This window comes from Wansuia hejianensis, from assembly GCF_014337215.1.
Classification (GTDB): domain Bacteria; phylum Bacillota; class Clostridia; order Lachnospirales; family Lachnospiraceae; genus Scatomonas; species Scatomonas hejianensis.
The window spans coordinates 3,186,737-3,211,835 of the sequence record NZ_CP060635.1 but is presented as its reverse complement, the minus strand read 5'-3'; the positions used below and the strand labels follow the sequence as shown (position 1 = coordinate 3,211,835).

The following is a 25,099-nucleotide window of genomic DNA, read 5'->3' as shown; positions in this document are numbered from 1 at the left end:
ACTATTCCCTCTGTCAGAAAATGAATACAATATCATTCCTTACTCTTTTTATGCTTCTATATTCATGAAAGTCAGAAAACAGGACCGGTCAGTATTAATCATATCCAGAAACAGAGACTTCCTGAAAAATGCCTGTGATTACTATATCCAGGCATTTGAATCTTAAACCTTAAAACGGTACCCGACTCCCCAGATCGTCTCTATATATTGGGGCTTAGCCGTATTGAATTCGATCTTCTCCCGGATCTTCTTGATATGCACCGTCACGGTCGCGATATCACCGATGGATTCCATATCCCAGATCTCCCGGAACAGTTCTTCTTTTGTGAACACCCGGTTGGGATTCTGAGCCAGGAATGTGAGCAGGTCGAATTCTTTCGTCGTAAAGTTCTTCTCTTCTCCGTTGATCCAGACGCGGCGGGCTGTCTTGTCGATCTTGATCCCCCGTATCTCCACAATGTCATTCTGGGGCATCCCGCTTCCGATCAGCCGGTCGTACCGGGCCAGATGAGCCTTTACGCGGGCCACCATCTCACTGGGGGAGAAAGGTTTCGTCATATAATCGTCTGCTCCCAGGCCCAGGCCCCGGATTTTGTCAATATCATCCTTCTTTGCCGAAACCATGATGATCGGCGTGTTCTTCCTGTCACGGATCTCACGGCAAATCTCAAAGCCATCTACCTCCGGAAGCATGAGATCCAGAATAAACAGATCATACTCCTCATTCAACGCCCGTTCCAGGCCTGTATCGCCCCTGTTCTCAATTGCCACTTCAAATCCTGACAGCTCTAGATAATCCTTCTCCAGATCTGCAATTGATTCCTCATCTTCTATGATCAGTATCCTGCTCATCTACCGGTACCTCCTGATATTTTCTAAGCACAAAATGCATTACCGTGCCAACTCCTTCCTTGCTGGTCGCCCAGACCTTTCCGCCGTGATCCTCCAGAATTTTCCTGACAATTGATAACCCGATTCCGCTGCCGCCTCTGGTAGAATTCCGGGAAGCATCTGTGCGGTAAAATCTGTCAAAGATTCTGGACAGATCCTTCTGGGCAATCCCTTTTCCGTTGTCCTCAATTTCAACCTGAATAAAATCGCCCACATCTCTCAGCCGGATATTAATCACGCCCCGGGCTTTATCCATGTATTTAATAGAATTGCTCACAATATTGTTGATCACCCGTTTCAATTGCTCCGCGTCGGCGATTACTACCTCGTCTTCCTCAAGATAGTTGAAATAGGTCAGCTCAATATGGCGGGATTCCAGTTCAAGGCTTAGTTCCTCCACACAGTCTTCAAAATAATCTGACACATGGATCTTCGTAAAGGTATAAGGAATTCTGTTCGTATCAATCTTGGAATAAAAAGTCAGTTCGTTGATCAGACGGTCCATCTCATTGGCCTTATTGTAAATCGTCCGGATATACCGGTCCATTTTCTCAGGCGTGTCAGCCACGCCGTCCATGATACCCTCCACATAACCCTTCACAGCCGTGATAGGGGTCTTCAGATCGTGGGAAATATTGCTGATCAGTTCTTTATTGTCCTTGTCAAAATCTACTTTTTCCTCCGCGGACTCTTTGAGCCGCTTTCTCATATCTTCAAAATCCTCACAGAGGTCATTTACCTCCTTCACACCATTGCCTTCTACCGTGAAGTCCAGGTTGCCGTCCCTGATGTTCTGCGTCGCCTTCTTCAGCTGGTTCAGCGGCGTAACAACTCCCCGGTAAATCCACAGGCTCATAGCAAGGCTGGTCGTCACCAAAATCAAAATCACAATCACGACCATGTCAAACATCCAGTTTCTCATCCCCGGAAACACCTGGTTCATCCGGGTGATCAGGAAAATACTTCCTTCCGCCCCGTCCTGGAACACAAAATCTACCTGCTTGACCAGGGACTGTTCCTCTGTCCGGATATACATTCCGCTGTCAGAGCTGGCATAAGAATCCCCATATTTCGGAAGGGAATCCAGAAGCTTACTGTCGCTGATCGTCGTCGATCCATTATAGTAAATGCTGTCTCCCTTGCGCACTGCCAGATAGGCATTGTCCTCATCCAGGTCTTCATTCAGCTGATTCAAATACGAATTATCCTCCAGTCGCTCGGGATGCTCTTCAGCCTCCTGCTTTAACGACTGGAACTCTGAATCCATCATTTTAGATATCATCAGGGAATTATTATATATATTTTCATATGTGGGATTTTCAATTCCATATTCTTTCCCGATTGCCTGCACTTTATAATGCATGAGGCAATAAAACGCCACCCCCGTCAAGATGACAGGAATAAAAATTATTGCCAGAAATGCGATCGCAATACGGGTCTTCAATCTCATACTGCCTTTCATCTTCATGAAAATCTTCCCTTTTCTGCACTTTCCTCAATATAAAAATGCCAAAAATCTATGTTCATTATAGCATACCACTTTTTCATTTTCATCTAAACTTACTGGTACGATTCTAAAGTTTTTATAAAAATTACGGTTTTGCTTCCAATTGGTCGGTGATGGGGGGAGGGTTTTGGATACCCGGACGAGAGGCTGGGAGGAGGCGGGGCGGAACAGGGACGGCGCCATGGAAGGCTTCGGCCTGAAGTTCTGCTAAACGGCCATCAGCACCTACAGGGAGGGACCAGGGCAAGTCCGGTAGAAAGACTGATGTCTTTCTATCCTCCGTGCCCTTCAGGTATTGTGCGTGAGGCACAATACCTGCCCTCCCTTCCGGCGCTGCTGCCCGCTAAGCAGAACTAATCAGGCCTGCAGAAATCCATGGTGCCGTCCCTGTTCCGCCCCGCCTCCTCCCAGCCTCTCTGGTGATCTAAAACTCTTCACCCAAGTTCTCCGAAAGTGTCATCAGGATGATTTCAGACAGTAATTACTGGCTTATCGCAGCCGACTGGCGCCAGTATTTCTTTATTAAATTTCGAAATCTACCGCCTGAGACTATCGGGGTTCCACCCCTGGCGAGAGCCATTGTACCGTCTGGAACAGCCAAAAAAGCAGCGGGGGACCTCCGGCGGTTGCGGCCTGTTGGGCAGACCTCTGCAGGGTTGTTAGTGATTCTTGACTTCCGGAGGCCACTCTCCAGGGGGCGTCCGCTGTGCCTCAAGCACGGCGGGCGAGGGGGACGGAGGATGGAAGGCATCAGGCCTTCCACCGGACTTTCCCCGGTACCCCTGGAGAGTGGCCTCCGGAAGTCTTAGAATCACTTCAACCCGAAGCCCAGTCTGCCCGGCAGGCCGCAACAGCCGGGGGTCCCCCGCTGCTTTTCGTCCGGGTATCCACCCACCTCGCCACAAAACCGTAATAAGGCCATGTACCGCCGTTTTTTCCGGTCAGCACATGGCCTCTTCACTTTTTAGGAGTTTTTTCTATTAATGGGTGCCGTCTATGATCGCTCCCTGCTCTTTGAGGATCTTCTGAAGTTCGCTGACGTCCTCTTCCAGTTTTCTGGGAGATATGCCTTTTTTCACACAGAGGGCTGCCGCCGCTCCTGCTGCCTGTCCCGTTACCATTGTCTGATGAAGGTATCTCAGGTATGCGTCGCGGTCTGTAGATACGTGTTTTCCGGCTACCAGCATATTTTCCACATCCAGCGGTACCAGGCACCGGTACGGGATATCATAGGAACCGCCGTCCTGGGGGCAGACCTTTTCTACCTGGGCGATCGTGTTCTTATCGACGGTATGGTGAGCGCCGGCTTTGAAATGGCTCTTGCCGATTACATCGTCAAATTCCTGCCCTGCCGCCACATCATCTCTGGTCAGACGATAATCGCCCATAATCCGGCGGCCTTCACGAAGGCGCATCTCCGGGCACATTCTGGTCAGATATGCGTGCTCAAAACCGGGAATGTATTTTCTGAAGAATTTGATTGCCATGGCGTTCTGCCTGCGGCATTCAATCTCACCTCTGGAAAGATCCCACGCGTTATCTGTCAGAACAAAGGGTACCTGGGAGGAGTGCTGCATGTGGGCCTGAATATGGCCGTCCTCGCGTGGTGTCAGGAAAAATCCGACGCCGCTGAACTCATGCCATTCTCCTGTTTCCAGTCCTTTCTTGTGGAATTCCGTAAAGCCCATCATTTCGCCGAACATAGCCGGATCATCACAGGTTTTGTAGAATTCCAGAGCCTTCTGATGGGCTTCTTCCTTCCTCTCGTCCGACCAGTGGGGAAGTGTATGCTCAAACCACACGATCTGATCCGGATTCGAGTGCACCCAGTCCATGAGCTCATCCCAGTTCACGCCGTCCATAGTGAAGGAAATGGTGTGAGGCTGCACGGTCTCTTTATCCACATATTCATAGGGCGCGCCGGCACGGACTGCGATATCTCCTTCACCGGTGCAGTCAATGATAACTTCACCGTTAATGATCATCGTCCCGTTGGTGTTCTCAACTACAACTCCCGTCACCTTGCTTCCGTCCTGCACAACGTCGACTACAAGGCTGTGAAGCAGAAGTTCTACGCCTTCCTCTTCCATCATCTCAAAAATTGTCAGCGAGAACCAGTCGGGGTCCACATAGGAGAAGGTGTATCCGGCTTCAGCCCTGTGCTCCGGTTTTAAATGCGGGAGCGCATGGCCTTCCTTCAGCATCCTGGAATGGATCTCTTCGATGATTCCTGCGGCATCCTGTTCACCCAGCGGGTTAAACAGATGGGCAAAGGCGAATCCGGGAGGTCCGGAGAAGCACAGCTGGCCGCCCAGAGAGCCAACACGTTCAATCAGCAGTGTGGACGCGCCGCCGCGGGCCGCCGCAATTGCCGCCGCCACGCCGGAGGTTCCGCCGCCGCACACGATTACATCATATTTTTTTTCGACAACTATCTCTTTTCTTGGCATATCAATCCCTCCAATACGTCACTAAGAAAGTCCCAGACGGCGGCCTCTCTGTTTTTTCAGCCTGACCGCCCGGCCGGTTCTGTTATTTTTTGAACTCTTCAATGGATTTCGCTATTTTTCCATCCGGAAGCGCCACAGGCTCCACGATTCCCTCGCTGTGCAGCGCCCAGGGAAGGATGATCCCGTCGTGGCCGCCGCGGCCGCCTACTACCACCACTTCCACGTCTTTCGGCGTCCGGGTCACAGGCATCGGATGGCGGTTAGCAAAGCTGGCCGGACGCACCGGCACCAGTCCCCGGTTCCGCACCATCGGAACCTCATGGTAGCAGTATGTATGGATGTGCTCCTGAATCATTTCCTTCGTATAGCCGTCCTTCTTCAGCATCTTCCCGTGATCCGGCGTCAGGCAGACCACCAGCGGGCCCGGCATGTACGCGTTGTTAGATCCCAGCGTGGAGCAGCAGTGCGTGATCGTATCCAGCAGATCATGGCCGTTCAGGCTCAGGAAGTCGATGACGTCATGGATCGGCTCGGCCTTCAGCACGTATACTGTCGTAGTTTCGGAATCGTAGTGCTCTTCGTTGATCATCTTCCATTCCGCAAGCTCCGGTTCTTCTGCGAAGCAGTAGGTGAACTCTGCCTGGGATGCGATGCAGTCCAGGTCACAGACGCCGGGTACAGAGCGAAAGACATTCATGATCACCAGGTTCACGGCCCGGCCCAGGGTGGCGTTTACCGGCCAGCCGGGACCCTGGCAGCCCTGTTTTCCGGAAAGTCCGATTTCCTGAGCGATGGGGCCTGATACCAGCACCAGATTGCCGCCCGGATGGGAGGTGGTCACAGACTGGTTCAGATTGTAGGCCTTATTGTTCAGCGCCTTAAAGGCCGCAACCAGCACCGGCATGGCTTTCGGCTTGCAGCCTGCCATAACTGCCGCGATGGCAACGTCTTTCACTGTGACGGATTTGCCGCTAGGGCCGCTGGGGTCACAGAGCACCGTATCCTCGTCAAACGGGCAGTATTCCATCATCTTTTCATAGCGTGCCTTCGTGGGAGGGATGATCGGCAGCCCGTCGCTGATATGCAGCTCGTTGAAGTAATCATTGATTTCTTCCAGACCCGCGCAAGGCTCTTTCTCGTCAGGCTCTTCAAAAATCTTCGGAAGCAGCCCGTCCTTTGCAGGAGGAATCTGATCCATCTTAAAATCGATGTGAGCCAGCTGTTCCAGCTCTTCACCGTTAGAAGTCAGGGAGCTCAGGATATAATCCCATTTTTTATCCACCTCAGCAGCAACCTCTTCTACAGTGGTAGACTGCATGATATCCACAGAGCAGAGGCAGAGATGGCCCGCTCGGTAGACGCCCACGCCTTCTGTGATCGCGGTTCCTGGAGGCGCCGTCATGTAGACGGCCGGGATACCAAGCTTTTCAAGTTCCATGGTGACGACGGTGGTGGAGGAAGAGGTTCCCATATCACCGAATGCCACAATTGCTGCGGTAGGCTCTTCTTTTGCCAGCATCGCTGCATAATCCGCCAGCATCGCCGCATCTTTTCCACGGACTGTTTCCGTATATTCTACCCAGTTTGTAATCCCCAGCTCAGTCAGATGCTCCTTGATCCGGTCGAACACGGTATAATAATTACAAAAACCGAGTTTCGTGTTGTTGTAAAACAGGATCTTGCCATTTCTCAGTTCATCCAGCGTTGGCCGTTTCGCCAGGGTTATCATTGTTCTCTCCTGATAGCCCCTGGGGTCCAGCAACGGGTTAAATTGTTTTCCCATAAGCTTTTTTCTCCTTTTCATCTTTGTTATGCTAAGATTATCTCATCTCTGTTTCAGGACTTCAATAGTTCCAAAACACATGTCATTTTCTGACAGTTGCCAAAATATTGACAGTCCATTTTCTCTCTTGACATACTTTTTAAAAAATTAATTTCTCCATACACACGATTTACTCTGAAAGTTCCGGACGGCAGCCGGGCTGAGGGCATGCCTGCATGCGCCGAAGCACGGATATCGGACGGACAAGGAAGTATGAACAAGCAGGCCGACAGGCCGGATTGTGAATACTTCCGGCAGCTGTGAGAGCGCCTAAGGCGCGGAACAGCTGACTTTCAGAATTCATAATGTTCGCGTCAGCGAACATGTCCGATTACCCAGAAAGTTCCGGACGGCAGCCGGGCTGAGGGCATGCCTGCATGCGCCGAAGCACGGATATCGGACGGACAAGGAAGTATGAACAAGCAGGCCGACAGGCCGGATTGTGAATACTTCCGGCAGCTGTGAGAGCGCCTAAGGCGCGGAACAGCTGACTTTCAGAATTCATAATGTTCGCGTCAGCGAACATGTCCGATTACCCAGAAAGTTCCGGACGGCAGCCGGGCTGAGGACATGCCTGCATGCACCGAAGCACGGATATCGGACGGACTGTTTTTCACTGCTCCCCTCCCTTTTGATATCCCTGGGAATATACATTTTTCCTGGGCTGTCTGGGTTTGGGCGGGGGATAATACCCCACCCGCTCCCAAAACGGCGCGTTATATTCATATAGCACATCCGTCAGCGCAATACCGATCTCCGGGTCCATCATCACCGGATGAGCAACCCAGCTCCCGCCTGGCGCCATGAGCTCTATGCGGTACCGTATTTCTTGTACTCTCTCTTCATAGGTCACGCCTGGACGGTCCAGAATTCCCTGATTGTCAAAGCCCCCGACAAAGCACAGCTCTTTGGCATGCTTTTTTTTCAGTTCATAAGGATCATTCTGTACCTGCAGCGGATTCAGGGCGTCTATGCCCAGCTCAATGAAATCCTCCACGAGCGTGGCGATGTAACCGCAGGAATGGTGTTCATACAGCATTCCTTCACCCTGCACTGCTTCAATTATGCGTTTCAGGCGCGGTTTGAAGATTTCCCTCCAGACCTCCAGAGACATGAAAGTATTCCTGGCCTCTCCGTAATCGTCATGGAACTGGATCTTATCCGGTTTATAGTATCTGGCAATCAACTGGATCTGCCTGATCCTATAATCCGTCAGTGCATCCAGGAAATCCTCCACGGCCTCCTGCTCCATTAAAAGATAACAGAGGGCGTCTTCAAAGCCGGTCAGCGCGTGAAGCTGCTCAAATAACCCATTTACTATGATTACGCTGCTGATCTTATTCTGCCGATCCCAGCCCGCCGTATCCTTCGCCGCACACTCCTCCCAGTCCCAGCTTTCACAGTCGGGCATCGTTAACTCATCCCGCCAGTTCTCAATATCGGTCAGCCGTTTGGTTCCGGCTGTCACCATCGGCGACGGGTCACCTGGGTTATAATCCCAGGATATGCCAAAGCAGTCCGTACCCCGCCCGAATCCGCTGACTCCCTCACGGGTGGCCGTATACAGGCAGGTATTTTGGTCCAGATACTGAGACGGCACCCAATACGGCTCCTGATGATGATAAGCCATTAAGATATTCTCTCTCGCTGTAATCATAGGCACTCCTTCCCGTTATTCGGTAAAATCCTGATAATTTTCTGCAGTGCACATGTTGCCGGAAATTTTTACAGCCGCATACTCATCGCCACCCTCTTTAAAATCAGAATAGATATCTTTGGTTGTCTCACCGTCACGGCACACGCTTAACATGCCTTCAACCATTTTTTCTGCGAAGTCCATGGCGTCGTAATAGCAGGTAGCTCTCCAGCAAGCGCCGGACTCATTGGCCCACTCTTTGATAGCAAGCTCGCCTCCGGCACTGACGAGGATCGTTTTCTCCTCCAATCCCGCCGCTTCTACCGCACGGCAGGCGCCCATTGCATAGCTGTCAACAGAGCCCATAATAATCCATGCTTCAATTTCCGGATGAGCGGAAAGGACAGCCGCCACCTGATTATAAGAAGCCTCCGTATTATCATTGCTGGTAGCTTCTGCCGCGCAGTCCGCCATGAACACATTACTCTCCGGAATTCCCGGCAGTCCGCCGTTCAGCTCGTTCATAAAGCCGTCGATTCTGGCCAGGTCTGAACGATACTTACTGTTGGTATTCTGGATTACGCCCACCTTAGACAGGTCAGACAGGTCGACGCCTGTAGATTCCCAGTTCTCAGCGACCCACTTGCCACAGTTAGAGCCTACGCCTTCCGCATCCAGCTCCACGTATGGGGCAATATTTTTACCGTCGCCGTCCTGCAGCTTCAGGGTTTCACCAATGACCGGAATTTCCGCATCATCGAATTTCTGTACGGCTGCCGGGGCGCTTCCTTCATCGACGATAAACAGGAAGGCGCCGTCAATCTTCTGCTCAATGGCCGTATCAATCTGCGAAAGCTGCGTATTGATATCACGATTGGCATCTGCGGAAAGAACTTCAAAATTATTCTCTTCTCCCAGGGTCTTCAGGGCTTCTTCAATCTGCTGGATCCACTCAACGGTCATTGAAGTGGCGAAATACTCAAAGGTCAGCTTTTCTCCGCTGTCTTTTCCTGACGATGATGATGCTGAGGATGCTGATGCCGCAGAAGAGGCAGAAGACCCAGTACTTTCAGTCTTGCTCCCCGATGTACTCGCAGGACTGTTCCCCGATCCGCCGCAGCCGCCAAGTACCAGGGCTGAACACAATAAGATCCCGATTGCCATTTTCACCTTCTTCATTTCTTTTCCTCCTTAAATTTTGTGCCGCTGCATTGCTGCCGCAGCCGTTTTATGATTCACGCGGAGCTATCTGACCCGGACCGGCCGAAGTTCTCAGGCAGAAAGCCCCGAAGTGATCATTTAGCCAGCTTCTTCCTGCGGAAGAAGTCAAAGATCAATGCGGCGATCAGCAGCAGGCCCTTCGCCACCACCTGCCAGAAGGAAGATACATTCACAACTGTCAGGCCGTTATTAAAGCACTGCATGATCAGAAGGCCGATAAAACATCCTGCCAGATTCCCTTTTCCTCCGGTAAAAGCAACTCCGCCCAGGATCGCGGCTGTTATCGCGTCAAATTCAGCTCCGGATCCCCCCGCAGGCTGCCCGGAATGCATTTTCGCGGTCATCAGCACACCCGCAAACGCTGCAATCATCGCACTCATCACATAAAGGATTGTGCTGATCCTCTTCGGGTTCAGCCCTGCCAGACGGGCCGCCTCCGGATTCCCTCCCACCATGTAGACGCTGCGCCCAAACACAGTTTTAGCCAGAACGAATCCGAATATAATAAACAGAATCACCATCAGAATAGCCGGGAACGGAATGCCCAGGATCTTCATGGAGCCTATTTCCACATACACCTTGTCATTAACAGGAACTGATTTCCCTGAACAGATCAGGAACGCCACTCCCTCGCAGACAGACGACATTGCCAGTGTTGCGATAAAGGGCTGCAGCCCAAAGATGTTGACCAGGCAGGAATTGGCGATTCCCACTACAGAACTACAGATCACTACAATCACAATTGCCAGCGGCCATGGAAGCCCCGTGTTGATTAAAAGCGCCGTCATGACTCCGAACAGAGAAGCTATATGCGCGCTGGAAAGATCGATATGCCCGGCAATAATCAGGAATGTTTCGCCGATTGCCAGCAGGCCGATTGTGGATGCCGCCATCAGGATGTTGGTCATATTCGTGTAAGTCAGATAATTCCTGTTCATGACTGTAAAAAAGGCTATCACAAGAATCAGCACGATCAGCATCATGACTTCATTCGACTTAAATAGGCTTATTCCCTCCTGTTTGCCTGCTTTCACATTATTTTTATTGTCGTTTTTCATTGTTTTTTCCTCCATCATGCAAAACAGTCCGCATCGCGCATGGCAAGCCGCAAAATCAGTTCCTCTGACAATTCCTCTTTGCCCAGGCGTCCGGTGATACTCCCCTCCTTCATGACCACTACCTCGTCACAGACGTTCAGTACCTCAGGCAGCTCTGAGGATATGAAGATAATCCCCAGCCCTGATTTTGCCAAATCGCAGACCATCTGATATATTTCCGCCTTTGCACCCACGTCGATGCCCTTCGTCGGCTCGTCCAGGATCAGCACCTTCAGATCCGCCAGCATCCAGCGGCCGAGGATCACCTTCTGCTGATTCCCTCCGGACAGCTCCATGACGATCTTATCCGCGGAATGCGTCTTGATTCTGTATTTGTCAATCGCTGATTTAGACAGCTGCCGCTCCTGTTTTCCGTCTATCACGCCGCCTCTGGCGATGGTCTTCAAAATCGGGATGGTCAGATTGTCGCGTACCGACCTTCCCAGCACCAGTCCCTGTTCCTTCCGGTCCTCCGGACAAAGGCCGATACCTGCATTGATGGCATCTCTTGGGCTTTTAATTCTGCACTGTTTACCATCCACATATATCTCGCCGCTCATCAGCTTGTCAGCGCCGAATAAAAGCCGCATGGTTTCAGAGCGCCCCGCTCCTACAAGGCCTGCAAAGCCCAGAACCTGGCCTCTGTTGAGGGTGAAGCTGACGTCATGCACATATTCCCCTTCCAGATGCCTGGCTTCAAGAATCACTTCTCCGATCTTATCATTCCGCTCCAGCATCGAGTAGGCATCTCCGATATTCCGGCCCACCATCCTGGATACCAGATAATTTTCCGTGGCATCCTCTGTCCGGATGTCCTCCACAAAGCAGCCGTCCTTCAGAATCACGATTTTATCAGTGATCCTGAACAGCTCCTTTAGCCGGTGAGAGACATACAGTATAACCTTCCCATCTTTCCGGAGCCTTTCGATCAGCCCGAAGAGCACATCTATTTCCGCATCCGACAGAGAAGCCGTCGGCTCGTCAAAAGCGATAATCTTACTGTTCCGGCGGTAGGCTTTCATAATTTCCACCATCTGCTGATGAGCCACCGACAGCCGGTTAACCTTTGTCTGGGGCGAAAATGGCATCTGGAACAATTCGATGATCTTTTTCATTTCTTCATGTGATTTCCGGAAATCTACGATTCCTCCTTTTTTACGGTACAGGTCTTCCATAAACACGTTTTCCGTTACGGAAAGCTCACCGATCAGCTGACGTTCCTGGTAGATGACGCTGACCCCGGCCCTGATAGCTTCTACCGGGGAAGTGAATCTTACTTCTTCACCGTTGATATAATACTCTCCCGAATCCGCGCATTGTGCTCCGCTCAGAATCTTCAGCAGGGTGCTCTTGCCCGCCCCGTTTTCACCGAGAAGCGCGCAGACTTCTCCGCCGTCTGCCCGGAAACTGATGCCATCAAGGGCCTGGACGCCTACAAAGGCTTTACTGATATTTTTAAATTCTACATAATTCCCCATGTTTTCCCCCAATCTTCCGCGGTTGGCTATCCAAGAAAACCTTTTAAGACAATATTTTTAATTTTCGTCATTTCCTCCAGTGTGGTGAGCCCCTCATTGCCCATACCGCTCATCTTCTGGCCGCCAAAGGGCTGCATCTGGTTCCGATATACGGAGGAACCATTGACCACCATTCCGCCGGTCTGCACTTCCCTCGCCACTCTCATGCCCAGCTTCCAGTCGTCTGTCATGACACAGCCGGAAAGGCCGTAACGGCTTCCGTTGGCGATCTCAATCGCTTCCTCCACCGTATCAAACCCGATGACCGGCCATACCGGGCCGAATATTTCCAGATCCTTAGCCACATCCATATCCTTAGTAACTCCCGCCAGGACTGTGGGCATATAAAAGGCTCCAGTCCTCTGGCCGCCGCACAGCAGCTTCGCGCCCTGGGAAATGGTATGCGCAACCTGCGCCTCTACTTCCTTCGCCGCCCGCTCGCTGATCAAGCTGCCGATGAATTCACCCTTCGTATTGGTGCGGTCCGTGTTGCCCAGGCATTTTTCCATCATTTCTTCTACGTTATCGTCATACCCTACTTCAATTTCCCGGACCAGCTTCACCAGCTTTTCTGTAAACTCTTCTATCACGCTGTTATGTACGATGAACCGTTTAGAGGAAATGCAGATTTGCCCGGAATTCCCTTTCCTTGCTCCGCAGGCGCTGGCTGCCGCCTTATCTATATCGGTATCCGGCATCACGATGAATGCGTCGTTCCCTCCCAGCTCCAGCGTGCAGGGCGCCAACCGCTTAGCCATGATTTCCGCGATCCCGATTCCCACCTGGGTGCTGCCCGTCATGCTGACGGCATCCACGCCGGGATTCTTCACCAGCCAGTCTCCTACTTTGGAACCGCTTCCCGTTACGATCTGCAGCGCATTGCCGGGCACACCTGCCTCCAGCAGCAGCTCTGTGATCATAATATCTGTCAGCGGATTGTCCGTGGGCGGCTTTACTATGACCGCATTGCCCGCCGCCAGGGCGGGGGCCACCTTGTAACTGTACAGAAGCATCGGGGCGTTAAAAGGAACGATAGCAACTACTGTTCCCAACGGCTCATGGGTCACCATAATCATGTCCGAGGCGGTCCTCCCGTCGTGCCCCGGCTCTGACCCTGGAACCAGTAACTGGCCGTCAAGCCGCTTGGCCGACTCCATGTATCCCGTAAATACAGAAGCCGTCTGATTATATTCAAAGATTGTCGTGCCCACATGCTTTCCGCATTCTCTGGTACACACGGCGATGATCTCCTTTTTATGCTCTTCCAGCAGACGCACAAACCTCTGGATGATTTTCTCCCGCTCCATCAACGGGATTGCCGTCCACTCCTTTTGGCCTTTCTTCGCATTGTCAACAGCCCGCTGGACGTCCTCTTCGGTCGCCATCGGAATGGTATCCAGAAACTTCCCGTTGGCCGGATTGATAACGTCAATGGTCCTTCCATCGCTGGAATCTGTTTTCTGCCCTCCAATCAGCATTTTCATAGTCTATTTCCTCCGTTCCTTCTGCAGCCGGGAATATTCGTTCACTCTCTGAATCAGATATTTGAAGTCTTTCATTTTCGTGGTTCTGGGATATGCGCACTGGGTATTCGGCGTCTTATCCTTATTATTGAAGATCGGGTGCTTCAGCATCAGCTCCAAAACCTCCCCGTCGTTATAACCCCATTCTTCAAAATCTCTATCCTGGGCGATGTGAAGATCGGCGTTCAGGTCCATAACCCAGTCAATCAGCATCTTGACTTCAAATTCACCCTCCGGCACTTCCTTTTTGGTAATGGCATTGTAAGCTTTTCTGTATTTCTCCTTACAGCCCAGCCCGTTCCATTCGATCACCGCGGGAAGCACCATGCCGCAGGCATCTCCATGGGGCATATGGAAGGGTTCCTCAGACATGGGATGGGTGATGACGTGATCCTGGCCGATGCTGGCAATCCCCAGGGAAAAGCCAGCGTACATGGAGCCCAGGCTCATCATGTTAGCCCATTTCGCCACCGCCGGATTAGCCACAAAGGGCCGGATCGCCTCACCGATCAGTTCCAGCGCCCTCAGTGAGAACAGTTCTGTAAAATCATTGGCGTTCATATTGGTATAAGACTCCAGCGCATGAGTGAACGCATCCACTGCCGTCGCTGCCGCCACTCCCGTCGGAAGCCCCGCCAGAAGGTCCGGATCCATCAGCGCATAGGTCGGGAGTATGGCATCGTGCATCGGCACCAGCTTGAACCCGTTCTTGTCACAGATCACCGCATTCCTGCATACCTCACTGCCTGTCCCCGCTGTGCTGGGAACCGCGATGATCGGATAAGTCTTGTGCGGAAGGGGCCTGGACGGGGGCCAGCTGTTGAAGTCCATCACATGTGCGTCTGTCTCACCAACAATCGCCACTCCCTTCGCCGTATCCATGGTGCTTCCGCCGCCGACTGCGATCAGGACATCTACATTAAAATCATGTGCGGCGGGTATCGCCTCATTTTCAATGGTGACCGCCTCAGGATTCGGCCGGATATTGGTAAATAATATGTATTCTACATTTTCAGCGGCCTTCAGCATATCTTCAATGGGCTGGATGACGCCCGCCGCGTAAAGCCCCGGATCTGCAATCAGCATGACCCGTTTCCACTCTTCGGTTTCCAGAATCTGCGGGATCACGGAAATGCATCCGGAGCCCTGGTACAATCTCTGCCTGATCCCAAACTGTAAATACTTTTTCTCTCTTGCCATAATGGTTTTCCCTCCTTGCGAATGAACACGATAAGACGCAGTTCATGTCAATTTTTTCACTAATTTGTTTGCAGAATTCTGTTTTGTTATTTATTCTTATCATAGATTTTAGACATTTACAACAAATCAGAAGGACTTGTCAAACTTCACCCTTGACAGAATCTTGACACCTCATTTCAATCATCAAAACGCACAAAAAAATCATTAGTTTTTAGCTTCATTCCAGCAATATTTCATTTATTTATGATCTTTCATGGACTTATAAGGAATAATTTTACAATTCTCCCTTTCAATTTTCTCCTTTTTGATTTAAAATAGAACACAACAAATTTGTGTATGTACTTCTAAGGAGTGAACACTATGTCAGCTAATCACACGTATCGGTCACACTTCAGCCAGCTGTTAAGCGCTTTCCGCGTATCAGGGACGGAATTGGCAGACGTCCTTCATATCGATTCTTCACTGGTCAGCAAATGGAAGAATAATAAGCGGAGTCTCAAGGGGAATTCCCCTCTTCTGAATAGCATTGCGGACTATTTTATATCTCTGGATGCTTTTTCAGACTACAGCAACCTGCGCTCCCTTCTGAGCGCGGAATTTACAAACCTGGATTCTGCTACTCCGGAACAGATCCGGACCGCTCTGAAGCGCTGGCTCTTAAGCACAGTCGACGCCCAGGCAGAGACCCTTTCGCTGCACGACTATCTGAGCAGCAGCAGGAAGGGCAAGGAATACACCCATTTGCAATTCCGCGGCAACGAGGGCAAACGCGAGGCTATCCTTGGCCTGCTGCGCCTGGCTCTGACGCTGCCCTCCGGCCAGGAGCTATGGTGTCTGATGCAGGACACCCAACGATGGTTTACAGAGGACGACACCTACATCAACACCTGGGAATCGGTAAATCTGGCTTTTCTTGCAGCCGGCAACTCAATCCGGGTCATACATACAATTGACAGACATTATGACATGCTCGCAAAATCTCTGCTGTCCTGGCTGCCGCTATACCTGACCGGAAAAGTGATGCCGTATTTCCTTTCCTCACACACCTCCGCCGAATCCATCAGCAAAAGCGTCATTCTGCTGAAGGATAAAATGCTTCTGTATCAGCTTTCACCGGCAAATAATTCCTTCGAAGGTACGACCTTTGCTGTAAGCAATGAAACGGTCCTGCAGGAAGCTTACCAGCTGCTCCAGTTTCCATTCAGCTATGCCACGCCCCTGTTCACGGCTTATTACCGGAATGATCACTACAAATACGCCCATTTTCTCTCACAGATGGTCAATCTGGATGAGGATCAGTACGTTTTCATGCGTTTTCCATTTGTGAACGTGATACCCACTGTTCAGATACAGGAGATCCTGGAAGAAAACCAAGTGGACGACGAAACGAGGGAACGGACGCTGCAGGCCTGCAGCGCGCTGAAGACGGACGCCCGCAAGAACACGGGCCGCCATTTCCGCTACCTGATTCCCAAAACCCAACTGGAGGCGCTGCTGTCTCAGGAACAGATCGTGTTGGATACGCTCTCCTTTTTCTCCGGCAAACCGCTGTATATATCCAACGAGACCTTCCGGAACCTGCTGAGAAAGCTTTCTTACCTGCTGGTCAGTGAATCCCATAAGAATATTCACGAAATCACACTGCTGGAGGATGTTCATGCAAAGCAGCTTCGCAACCTGAATATGTTTGTCAAGAAAAATACCTGCACCAGCATTTTCAACACACCGGAGCACTTCGGCACGGAGGAAGAGCCGCTGCTTCTGACTACCACGGAATCATCGCTCATTCATTCACTGTACATGTTCTGCGACCAGCTCTGGAACCAGGCGCTGCCGCAGAAACGGGAACGAACATATGTAGCCAGACAGCTTCAGATTATGGTGGAAACTATATACCCTTCTACCCCCCCCCCCCCCCCGAATCTGATAACTCAAAAATGAGGACGAAATCGTCTGATTATTTACGATTCCATCCTCATTTTTTTCGTATGTCACATTCAATTAACTGATCTCTCCAAGCTCCGCCGTTTTGCCAGTATCCGGTAGACGAACGTGAGCAGAATACCCGCCGAATTCAGGCCCACCGCAATCAGGAAAGCCCTCTGATAGCTTCCGTCCGCCGTATAGACATTTTTCATGATCGTTGGCCCGAAGAACCCGGCCGCCGCAAATCCGATGAACATGATCCCGTAATTGACACTGTTATTCCTGGCTCCAAACTGATCCGCCGTAAATCCGGGATACACGCCCATAAAGGAACCAAAACAGATGCCTACCAGCGCGATCCCCAAATAAAAGGTCCCCGTACTGCCCGTGCTGCTGAAATAAAGGCTGATCAACCCTGCCACAGACAAGACACAGGCCAGTGTAAGCGTGCTGATCCTCCCGATCCGGTCAGATAGCCATCCGGCTGCCAGGCGGCCGGCCGCATTGAACAGAGCCAGCACCGATACCGCGATGCCGGCCGCGGCCGCACTCATGCCGATCATGCCCGAAGCAACGGCAGACGCCTGGGAAATAATCATCATACCACAGAAGGCTCCGCAGGTGAGCAGCAGGATCATCGCATAAAATACCGGACTTTTCAGCATCTCCCGCCAGCTGCAGTCGCGCACGGCCTTTTTCTCCTTTTTCTCAGCCGGAGGGGTCCAGCCGTCGGGCACAAAATCCGCCGGGCACTTTTCCACCAGAAAGGAACAGCCGCAGATCAGGACCAGGAATACAACTCCGACGATCTTAAAGGCGGCGGGCGCATCCAGACGGCCCACGATCACCGTAACCACGGGAGGCAGGATCACTGATGAAAGGCCATAAGTCGCAGTCGTGATGCCCCCGACCAGTCCCCGCTTATCCGGGAAAAATTTCACACAGCTGCTGATCGTGCAGCCGTAGGCCATGCCCAGCCCCAGGCCGCCGATTAGGCCGTAAGCAACGATCAGGGCGCCGATACTCCCGGCAAAGCCGGAAGCCAGCATACCGCCTCCGAACAGCAGACCGCCGACCAGTATTACCTTTTTCGGCCCAAACCGGTCATTGAACCAGCCTCCGGATATCATAGTAATCGGACCGACAGAATTGGCGATTGTATAGACGATCGCCAGGTCTCCGGACGTGACCGTGACCCCGTGCAGGGCGCTCAGGTAATCCGCCATCGATGAAGCGAACACGCTCCACGCGTAAATTGATCCAAGGCATAAATTTGCCAGACAGCAGGCTGCGAGAATCAGCCATCGTTTTCTTGTGTAATTCATAGTGACCTCCCCGTTTCTTTTTATTTCCACGAATTAACAAGCGGTTCAATCAACCGTATGGCACGGACAATTGCCGTTTTCCGCTCATAATTCATGAATAAAGTATGACAATTCGGGGGGCCGCTGTCAATCTATGCGGATTTTTTGTCCAGAAAGGGTAATTGACAAAACAGTTGTCCATTTCTCACAGCATGTCAGATCCCACATGCCGCCACACTGTTCGATAGTCTTTTTTCAGCCAGGAACCAATGGGTATTTAGCTTAAAACACCAGCTCTGCAACAGCGCTTTCATGCCGGTTCAGGAAGCAGCTATATACCCCGTTTTTCCACACGCCCTTCTTTCCGCAAAACACATTCTCCGGAACCGGCAGGCCATATTCAGCAAATGAAAAACTTATGGTCTTTTCTCTATCTGAATGATTGATCATCAGCAGCCGTTTCCTTCCCGGTTCCTGAAGGTACCAGAACGCGGCGACCCTGCCAGCACCCAGATCCAGCGGTACTGCTGTTTGCCCTGCAGGCTTCAGATGTTCATGGATCAGGCGAAGCCCTTCCTGGTTCAGCATACCGAGACGGTCTCCCAATATCACGTTCCCACCTGAAAATACAACTATATTCGCCCAGGTCTCCGCCTCATACCGGTCAAAAACAGGACCGCTCCGCCAGCAGTGCCTGCCGGTATTCCTCCAAATCTCTCCCATCGGGTTCAGAACATTCGTCTCCTCCTCAAGAGAGGTGTCTATTCCCCTTACTATCATAAAATCCGGATCAATCCGGAATAACCTCCCGTTTTCCCAGAAATTTATCTGAAGATATTCCAGTATCCATAGAACATGTTCCCAATGATTATGGATATCCACACCTATTCTGCAGGAATCAGCATAACCCGCTCCGCACTCCGGAGGATACGCGCAGCCAAGGATATGACTGCCATGCCCCACAGCTTGACGAACTATCTCAAACACTCTGCGCACGGCATCATACGGTCCGCAGCCGGCATCGTAAAATTCCTCAGCCTCCAGCAGCGCATCTACAAAATCCACTTTAAATATCCGGAATCCGGCCTGAAATAATCTTTTATACGTCTGATAGAGAAATTTTTCCCCTGCCGGATGGGTAGGGTCTATTACATAGAACTGATCCACCTGAAGCAAAGTATGGTCCGCGTTCCTAAGCAGCATCTCCCCGTTCCTGAGGGCCGGATAAGAGAGCGGATGGATTTCACAGCCATTCGTCCAAATCCCGGGGATCAGTCCTCTTCGGCTGATTCTTTCAGCTAGGGCCTTCAGGCCGTCCGGAAAACGATAATTCGCATACCATTCTCCTTCCCGGTGCTCCCAGCCCATATCGACAATTACACACTTAACCGCCTCTTTCAGCACTGGGTCCTGTTCTATACAGTCTGCATTTTCCCAAATATCTTCCTGTCTGAGCGCTGAAAAATAATAATCCCAGCTATTCCATCCGATCAGAGGTTCTGCAAATGCTTTTTCCGGAATGACAGAAACGTGCCTTCCATACGCACTGACCGCTTCAACAGGAATCAGCCCCTGATAAATAAAACTGACCTCCGTTCTCAGAACAGAGGCCAGCCCCTGCCCTTTCGGAAAAGTGGTTTTTCCGCTTATCCATACTGTATTCTCATCTATGCGGGTCACTGTATACAGATGAAGATTTTTCTGAGGGATTTCCGTCCCTATGAGCAGGCAAGGGCGATGAGGCCCAAAAAACAATCCCGATAACCGGCTGTCTGGTTTTGTCGACGCCCCTGTATTCAGAGGATAAAGCCCGCAATCCGAAACATACCTGCCTGCACACGGCACCTTCAGATCACCACGCCCCTGCTCCGGCAGGATAAAGCTCAGGGACCACCCAAGGCTTCTGCAGGCTAAACGGCCGTTTCCTTCCCATTCCATCTGCAGTTGCCAGCATTCCTCCTTTTTACGCATATAAATCCGCAGCGTCATATCCGCCAGCGTACCCAGAAACTCCAGGCTCTTCTCTGTCTCGTTTACCAGGCTCATCCGAAAATCTTCCGAGGTCAGGCAAACAGATTCCTTCAGAATTACTTCTGCTTTCATATTTTGAAATCCCGTTCCCAATACACTCTGTATGTTCATTTCACTTTCCCTTCTCTTTTAATAACGTTAGTTATATTCAGAAGCCAACTTTTATTATCATATTTTCCCCTTTCATAATTGTCAATAATTTATTGTGTAATATTGTGGTTTTTTATATTTTTTTTACTATTCTATTGACTTTTTTATACAATCATTATATGATATCAATCATAACGAACGTTATGTCAGGAGGAAACTATGGCAGTTACCAAACAACAAATTGCCGATTATCTCGGCATATCCAGAACGGCTGTATCACTAACCTTAAACCGTTCTCCCAAATGTACTGTCTCTAAAGAGTGCCAGCAAAAGATCATAAATGCCGCAAAAGAACTGGGCTATCCCCTACAGAACACTGAAGTCCTGCCTCCCAAGATCTGCGTGGCCGCCTTTAATATGGATAACAAGGCTGCCATGAGTACTAATAACAACGAGCTGCGCTTGATTGACGACTACATCAGCAGCCAGGGCTATAACATCGTATTTCTAAACGTGTCGAAAAGCGAACATTCCATGAATCGTTTTTATGACTATATCAACAGCGGAGACGCCGACGCTCTTGTTATGCTTTCTGTCACCGATCCGTCTGTCTGCAGCCGTATTGCGGACGGTTCAATTCCCTATGTAATTTTTTCCGAAATTGATAACCAGCCCGGCAATACGTGTTTTCCGGATACATACGAAATTACCCGGCAGATGATGCAGCGCCTCATCAAAATGGGTCATCGCAGAATCGCCTTTTTTACACTGATGTTAGAATATCCGCAGCAGAAACACATACTGAACGGATATAAAAGCGCGCTATCTGAAGCAGGAATCGACTATGACCCTGCCCTTATCCAGGTGAGCAGCCTTCATGACGGAGGTGAACTAGCCGCCCGGATGGAATATCTGGGTATAAAATATACGGCTGCAATCTGCGCTAATTCTGTCCTTCAGTTTGGCGCCCTGAACTGGATGCAGCAGCACGGCATACAGGTGCCTGCGCAAAAAAGTCTTCTTGGCTACGGCATGACCGACTTGGTCACGCTGGCCAAACCTGAACTGTCAACATTCTATATGGATTCAAAAGAGTATATCGAAAGCGGGATGAAATGTCTGATGGAAAGTATCAAAACCGGAAAACGTAATTTCCCCTGCTACCGGGTGCAGAAAGGAGGGTTATATGAGGGCGGCACTCTGGCTCCGCCCATGTAGAATGAGACATTATAAAAGGAATAGCAACCACAGAGGATCAGGTTCAACGTCCCAATGTCTGCACCTGAAACCGGAATAAGCCAACCAGGCGGAAATGAGATTCTCCGCCGCTTCTTCGCCGCCACTCTGCACTTGTTACTATTCCATATAAAACGGACATGTTCACACATGTGAACATCACCGATTTTGAAAGCCGGCTGTCCCGCGCCTTTGGCGCTCTATCAGCCGCCGCCGGTATCCATGGGCTTCTGCATGCAAGCATGCTTCGCCTCACGGCTGCCGCCCGGAACTTTCATAATAAATTATAAAGCAAAGGGCGAGGGAGTACAATATCTTTTTAAAAGAAAGGAATTCAATCAATGAAAAAGAAAAGTTTGACCGCATTGCTCTTATCCGTTGCTGTTACTTCTGCTCTTTTTACCGGCTGTGCCGGCAATGAATCATCAACAACCACTTCAGGTTCCAACACCGGCTCAGCCTCTGCTTCTTCAGGTGCCGCAGCTTCTTCAGACGACGGTAAAACCTCCAAAATCTCCGGCGAGTTGGAAGTTGCCGTATTTTCCAACGGCGAACTGATGGATAAATTCTGGAATACAGTTGTAGAAGAATTTAATTCTCTGTACCCGGATTGTAAAGTCACGCTGAACGCCAGCCCTAAAATTGAAGATACTGTCCGACCCCGTTTTGTATCCAACACGCCGCCGGATATTTATTATATGGGCGGGACAGCCAACGCTGATGAAACAGCTCTGACACAAGACGGACAGTTTATGGACCTCAGTGAGTTTTACAACACTGCCGAAGCCATTGGTTATGACGGACTGTTAAAAGACAACATGGCAGTAGAGCTTTTTAACCGCTCCGGCGACAGCATCTACGGCATGGGCTTTGGCTACAGCGTCTGGGGCTATTATTATAACAAAACCATGGCCGAAGAATACGGCTGGGAACCTCCGACCAACTGGGAAGAATTCTGCGAACTTGCTCCCAAAATCAAAGAAAAGGGAATCTATCCCATCATACATCAGGGCAAATACCCGGATTATATGGGATACGGCTTGATACAACCGGGAATTGCCACTGATGCCGGGAAAGATTTGCTGCTACAGATGGGCAATCTGGACACCAGCGCCTATGATTCCAAAGAGGTAATTTCCGCTTACGACAAGCTGGAACAACTGGTGAAAAATGACTGGACTCCCGCAAACGCTCTTTCCCTGACACATACAGAAGCACAGATGGAATGGCTGCTGGGCAAAGCTTTCATCATCCCCTGCGGCAACTGGCTGGAGGGTGAAATGGCGGAGGATATTCCGGAAGGTTTTGAGATGGCCTTCATGCCCTCTTTCTGGCATGACAGCACCAATACGTCTACCTACGTAGGCAGCAGCCCCCGTATTTCTATCGCGGCCAATACCAAGAATCCTGAGGCGGCGAAAGCCTTCCTCCAGGTTTTATTTTCTAAAAACGTCACCCAGGCCGTCGCAGAATGCCAGATGGGTATCCCCTGCATGAGGGACGATCTTGAGGGCGTAGAACTCACGGCCTCCAATCAGGATATCCTGAAACAGGTCTCCGAGGGCAGCGTTCAGATCATCAACGAGGTCGGTGGCTCCGGCAATTTCGAGCCTTACGCCGAACTGAGAACAGCTACCACAAACGCGATCTCATCTATACTAGGCGGCCAGAAGACATCAGAAGAGGCATTAGAAGGAATTAAACAGGAAGCCGACAGAATTGCTGCAGATGATGGCATTGCAAAAATAACCATATCTTAAATCAATTCCCGATGCGCAAGACCGGGCGGCCCATATCTGCCAGCAGCAAATAGGGCCGCCTAATTTTTTCTACGAAAGGCAGGTTACTTTAAATGAAAAAAACAGTTCTATCACTGCCGCAGAGTCGTAATTTCCGGAAAAGAACCGGCTTTCTGCTGCTGTTTACACTGCCTACACTGGCATTATTTACTTTATTTGTACTGATACCCATTTTCCAGGGAATCTACTACAGCCTGTTCCAATGGAGCGGCATCAGTTCCAACATGACCTTTCTGGGACTGGATAACTATAAACGCCTGTTTGGTGATTCCGTAGTATGGACTGCCCTGCTGAACGATCTTAAAATTGCAGCGATCCGGCTGGCCTTTACGCTGATTATTTCTCTCACACTGGCTCTGCTTTTAACCCGTTTTAAAATATTTGCCAATCAGTTTTTCCGCAAAGTGCTGTTTTTTCCGGTCATGCTTTCGGTGGTGGTTATCTGCACCATCTGGACGATGCTTTACAATCCTAACTTTGGCGCTCTGAACTCTTTATTAAGCGTAATCGGTATACAGCCTCCTCCGGCCGGGTGGCTCGGAGACTTCGGAACCGCGCTCTACGCCACGATTCCTCCGGCTATCTGGTGTACGACAGGATTCTATATGTTGATTTTTATTTCTGCCATAGAATCCATTCCGTCCTCCCTTTTTGAATCTGCAAGACTGGACGGCGCAAGCATTTGGACAGAAATCAGATACGTAATTCTTCCTCTGATAAGGCCTCAGCTAAATTTCTGTGCGATTTATGTGGTGATTTCTTCTATGAACAGCTCTTACCTGTTCGTAAGGCTTCTGACCAATGGCGGACCTAACAGTTCCTCCGAGGTGCTGGGTACTTATATGACCCTTAACGGTTTCAGCTATCATCAGTTCGGCTACGCTTCTGCGATCGCTGTTTTGATACTGGTATCTACCATCATCCTGTCTCTGATACTGAATAAAATCTTCCGGTCAGAGACCTACGAATTATAGAAGGAGGAATTCATATGTCCGTTAAAGCGCAAAAACCCAAGGCAAAAATAAAAGCAAATTCAGTTGTCGGAAACATCATCCTGTGGCTGGCTGTTCTCGCTGTTATTCTTCCCTTGGTATGGGTATTTCTGACTTCACTGAAAAGTAACCAAGATTTTTATTCCAACGTGTGGGGGCTGCCCAAGGAATGGGTGTGGAGTAATTACGCCCGGGCCTGGGAACGCGGTAATATCGGTTCCGGCGTAATCAATAGTGTTGTCGTATCACTCGGAGCTCTTGCGGTAAACCTGGTCTGCTCCACAACCTCAGCCTATGCTCTGTCCCGTTTTGAATTCCGCGGACGGAAGGCTCTGTATGGCCTTTATGTGGCTGCGATCATGGTACCTAGCATCATCACTCTAATCCCGCAGTATTTTATGCTCCTTCAGCTGAATCTTCTGGACACAAGGCTGGGCCTGATTTTAGTATACGGCTTATCCTCCGTTCCCTTTTCCACTTTCATGCTCTTTGGTTTTTTTAAAGCCCTTCCTCATGAATTGGAAGAGGCAGCCATGATTGACGGTGCCGGTTATATTAAAACCTTCCGCACCATCATGCTTCCTCTGGCCCAGCCAGGAGTTATCACTGTCATGATTGTCAATTTCATTGACTACTGGAACGAATATTACAAAGCCATGAGCTACGTAACCACCCCGTCTAAGCTAACCATACCTGTAGGGCTGGTACAATTTACCCAGCAATCGCAGTACCGGATTGACTGGGGTGCCTTGATGGCCAGCAATATCATCATGATTATACCAACTATTGTTGTTTACTGCATTTTCCAAAATTCAATACAGAAAGGATTAACTGCCGGAGCAGTAAAAGGCTAACCC

At 50.3% G+C, this 25,099-nt stretch carries 17 protein-coding genes; 5 read left to right on the top strand and 12 right to left on the bottom strand.

The features are described 5' to 3' along the window. Window positions 1–162: 162 nt before the first annotated feature. From H9Q79_RS14750 to H9Q79_RS14705, 10 genes are all read right to left on the bottom strand, one after another. Window positions 163–852, bottom strand: coding sequence for a response regulator transcription factor (locus H9Q79_RS14750; protein WP_118646431.1), 690 nt, complete (start codon window positions 850–852; stop codon window positions 163–165). After that, window positions 824–2,341: a sensor histidine kinase gene (locus tag H9Q79_RS14745; protein WP_118646493.1), complete on the bottom strand. Its 1,518-nt coding sequence runs from the start codon at window positions 2,339–2,341 to the stop codon at window positions 824–826. The genes H9Q79_RS14750 and H9Q79_RS14745 overlap by 29 nt, the downstream gene beginning before the upstream one ends. A gap of 1,037 nt (window positions 2,342–3,378) precedes the next feature. Then, a complete protein-coding gene (locus H9Q79_RS14740) occupies window positions 3,379–4,848 on the bottom strand; it encodes an FAD-dependent oxidoreductase (RefSeq protein WP_249328628.1) in 1,470 nt (489 codons plus the stop codon). An 82-nt stretch (window positions 4,849–4,930) separates the two neighbouring features. Beyond that, a complete protein-coding gene (locus tag H9Q79_RS14735; RefSeq protein ID WP_118646433.1) occupies window positions 4,931–6,631 on the bottom strand; it encodes a UGSC family (seleno)protein in 1,701 nt (566 codons plus the stop codon). Window positions 6,632–7,283: 652 nt separating this feature from the next. Next, on the bottom strand, window positions 7,284–8,327 hold the full coding sequence (locus H9Q79_RS14730) for a uroporphyrinogen decarboxylase family protein (RefSeq protein WP_118646435.1): 1,044 nt from the start codon (window positions 8,325–8,327) through the stop codon (window positions 7,284–7,286). Window positions 8,328–8,342: 15 nt separating this feature from the next. Further along, window positions 8,343–9,485, bottom strand: coding sequence for a substrate-binding domain-containing protein (locus H9Q79_RS14725; protein WP_249328627.1), 1,143 nt, complete (start codon window positions 9,483–9,485; stop codon window positions 8,343–8,345). 116 nt (window positions 9,486–9,601) lie between these two features. Continuing rightward, window positions 9,602–10,585, bottom strand: coding sequence for an ABC transporter permease (locus H9Q79_RS14720; protein WP_118646495.1), 984 nt, complete (start codon window positions 10,583–10,585; stop codon window positions 9,602–9,604). Between the two features lie 14 nt (window positions 10,586–10,599). Next, the gene (locus H9Q79_RS14715) at window positions 10,600–12,102 is read right to left on the bottom strand and encodes a sugar ABC transporter ATP-binding protein (RefSeq protein ID WP_249328626.1); all 1,503 of its coding nucleotides are present in this window, start codon (window positions 12,100–12,102) and stop codon (window positions 10,600–10,602) included. Window positions 12,103–12,128: 26 nt separating this feature from the next. After that, window positions 12,129–13,625: an aldehyde dehydrogenase family protein gene (locus H9Q79_RS14710; RefSeq protein WP_249328625.1), complete on the bottom strand. Its 1,497-nt coding sequence runs from the start codon at window positions 13,623–13,625 to the stop codon at window positions 12,129–12,131. A 3-nt stretch (window positions 13,626–13,628) separates the two neighbouring features. Then, entirely contained in the window at window positions 13,629–14,864 is a 1,236-nt protein-coding gene (locus tag H9Q79_RS14705; protein ID WP_249328624.1) for an iron-containing alcohol dehydrogenase, read from the bottom strand. Window positions 14,865–15,224: 360 nt separating this feature from the next. Here H9Q79_RS14705 and H9Q79_RS14700 point away from each other — a divergent pair, with 360 nt between their 5' ends. Continuing rightward, window positions 15,225–16,805: a hypothetical protein gene (locus tag H9Q79_RS14700; RefSeq protein WP_249328623.1), complete on the top strand. Its 1,581-nt coding sequence runs from the start codon at window positions 15,225–15,227 to the stop codon at window positions 16,803–16,805. A gap of 56 nt (window positions 16,806–16,861) precedes the next feature. Here the strand turns inward: H9Q79_RS14700 and H9Q79_RS14695 are convergent, their stop codons facing one another. Beyond that, complete coding sequence (locus H9Q79_RS14695) at window positions 16,862–18,115, bottom strand: L-lactate MFS transporter (protein WP_249328622.1); 1,254 nt, start codon at window positions 18,113–18,115, stop codon at window positions 16,862–16,864. Between the two features lie 261 nt (window positions 18,116–18,376). Then, window positions 18,377–20,236 carry an alpha-amylase family protein gene (locus tag H9Q79_RS14690; protein ID WP_249328621.1) on the bottom strand — a complete coding sequence of 620 codons (1,860 nt, stop codon included), beginning with the start codon at window positions 20,234–20,236 and terminating at the stop codon, window positions 18,377–18,379. A 198-nt stretch (window positions 20,237–20,434) separates the two neighbouring features. Here H9Q79_RS14690 and H9Q79_RS14685 point away from each other — a divergent pair, with 198 nt between their 5' ends. The 4 genes from H9Q79_RS14685 (at window position 20,435) to H9Q79_RS14670 (ending at window position 25,096) form a co-directional block, all read left to right on the top strand. Beyond that, window positions 20,435–21,433 carry a LacI family DNA-binding transcriptional regulator gene (locus H9Q79_RS14685; protein WP_118646449.1) on the top strand — a complete coding sequence of 333 codons (999 nt, stop codon included), beginning with the start codon at window positions 20,435–20,437 and terminating at the stop codon, window positions 21,431–21,433. Window positions 21,434–21,792: 359 nt separating this feature from the next. Beyond that, a complete protein-coding gene (locus tag H9Q79_RS14680; protein ID WP_249328620.1) occupies window positions 21,793–23,211 on the top strand; it encodes an extracellular solute-binding protein in 1,419 nt (472 codons plus the stop codon). A 92-nt stretch (window positions 23,212–23,303) separates the two neighbouring features. Continuing rightward, a complete protein-coding gene (locus H9Q79_RS14675) occupies window positions 23,304–24,224 on the top strand; it encodes a carbohydrate ABC transporter permease (protein WP_118646455.1) in 921 nt (306 codons plus the stop codon). Between the two features lie 14 nt (window positions 24,225–24,238). After that, window positions 24,239–25,096 (top strand): carbohydrate ABC transporter permease, encoded by an 858-nt coding sequence (locus tag H9Q79_RS14670; protein ID WP_118646457.1) that lies wholly within the window; start codon window positions 24,239–24,241, stop codon window positions 25,094–25,096. The last annotated feature ends 3 nt before the right edge of the window (window positions 25,097–25,099 follow it).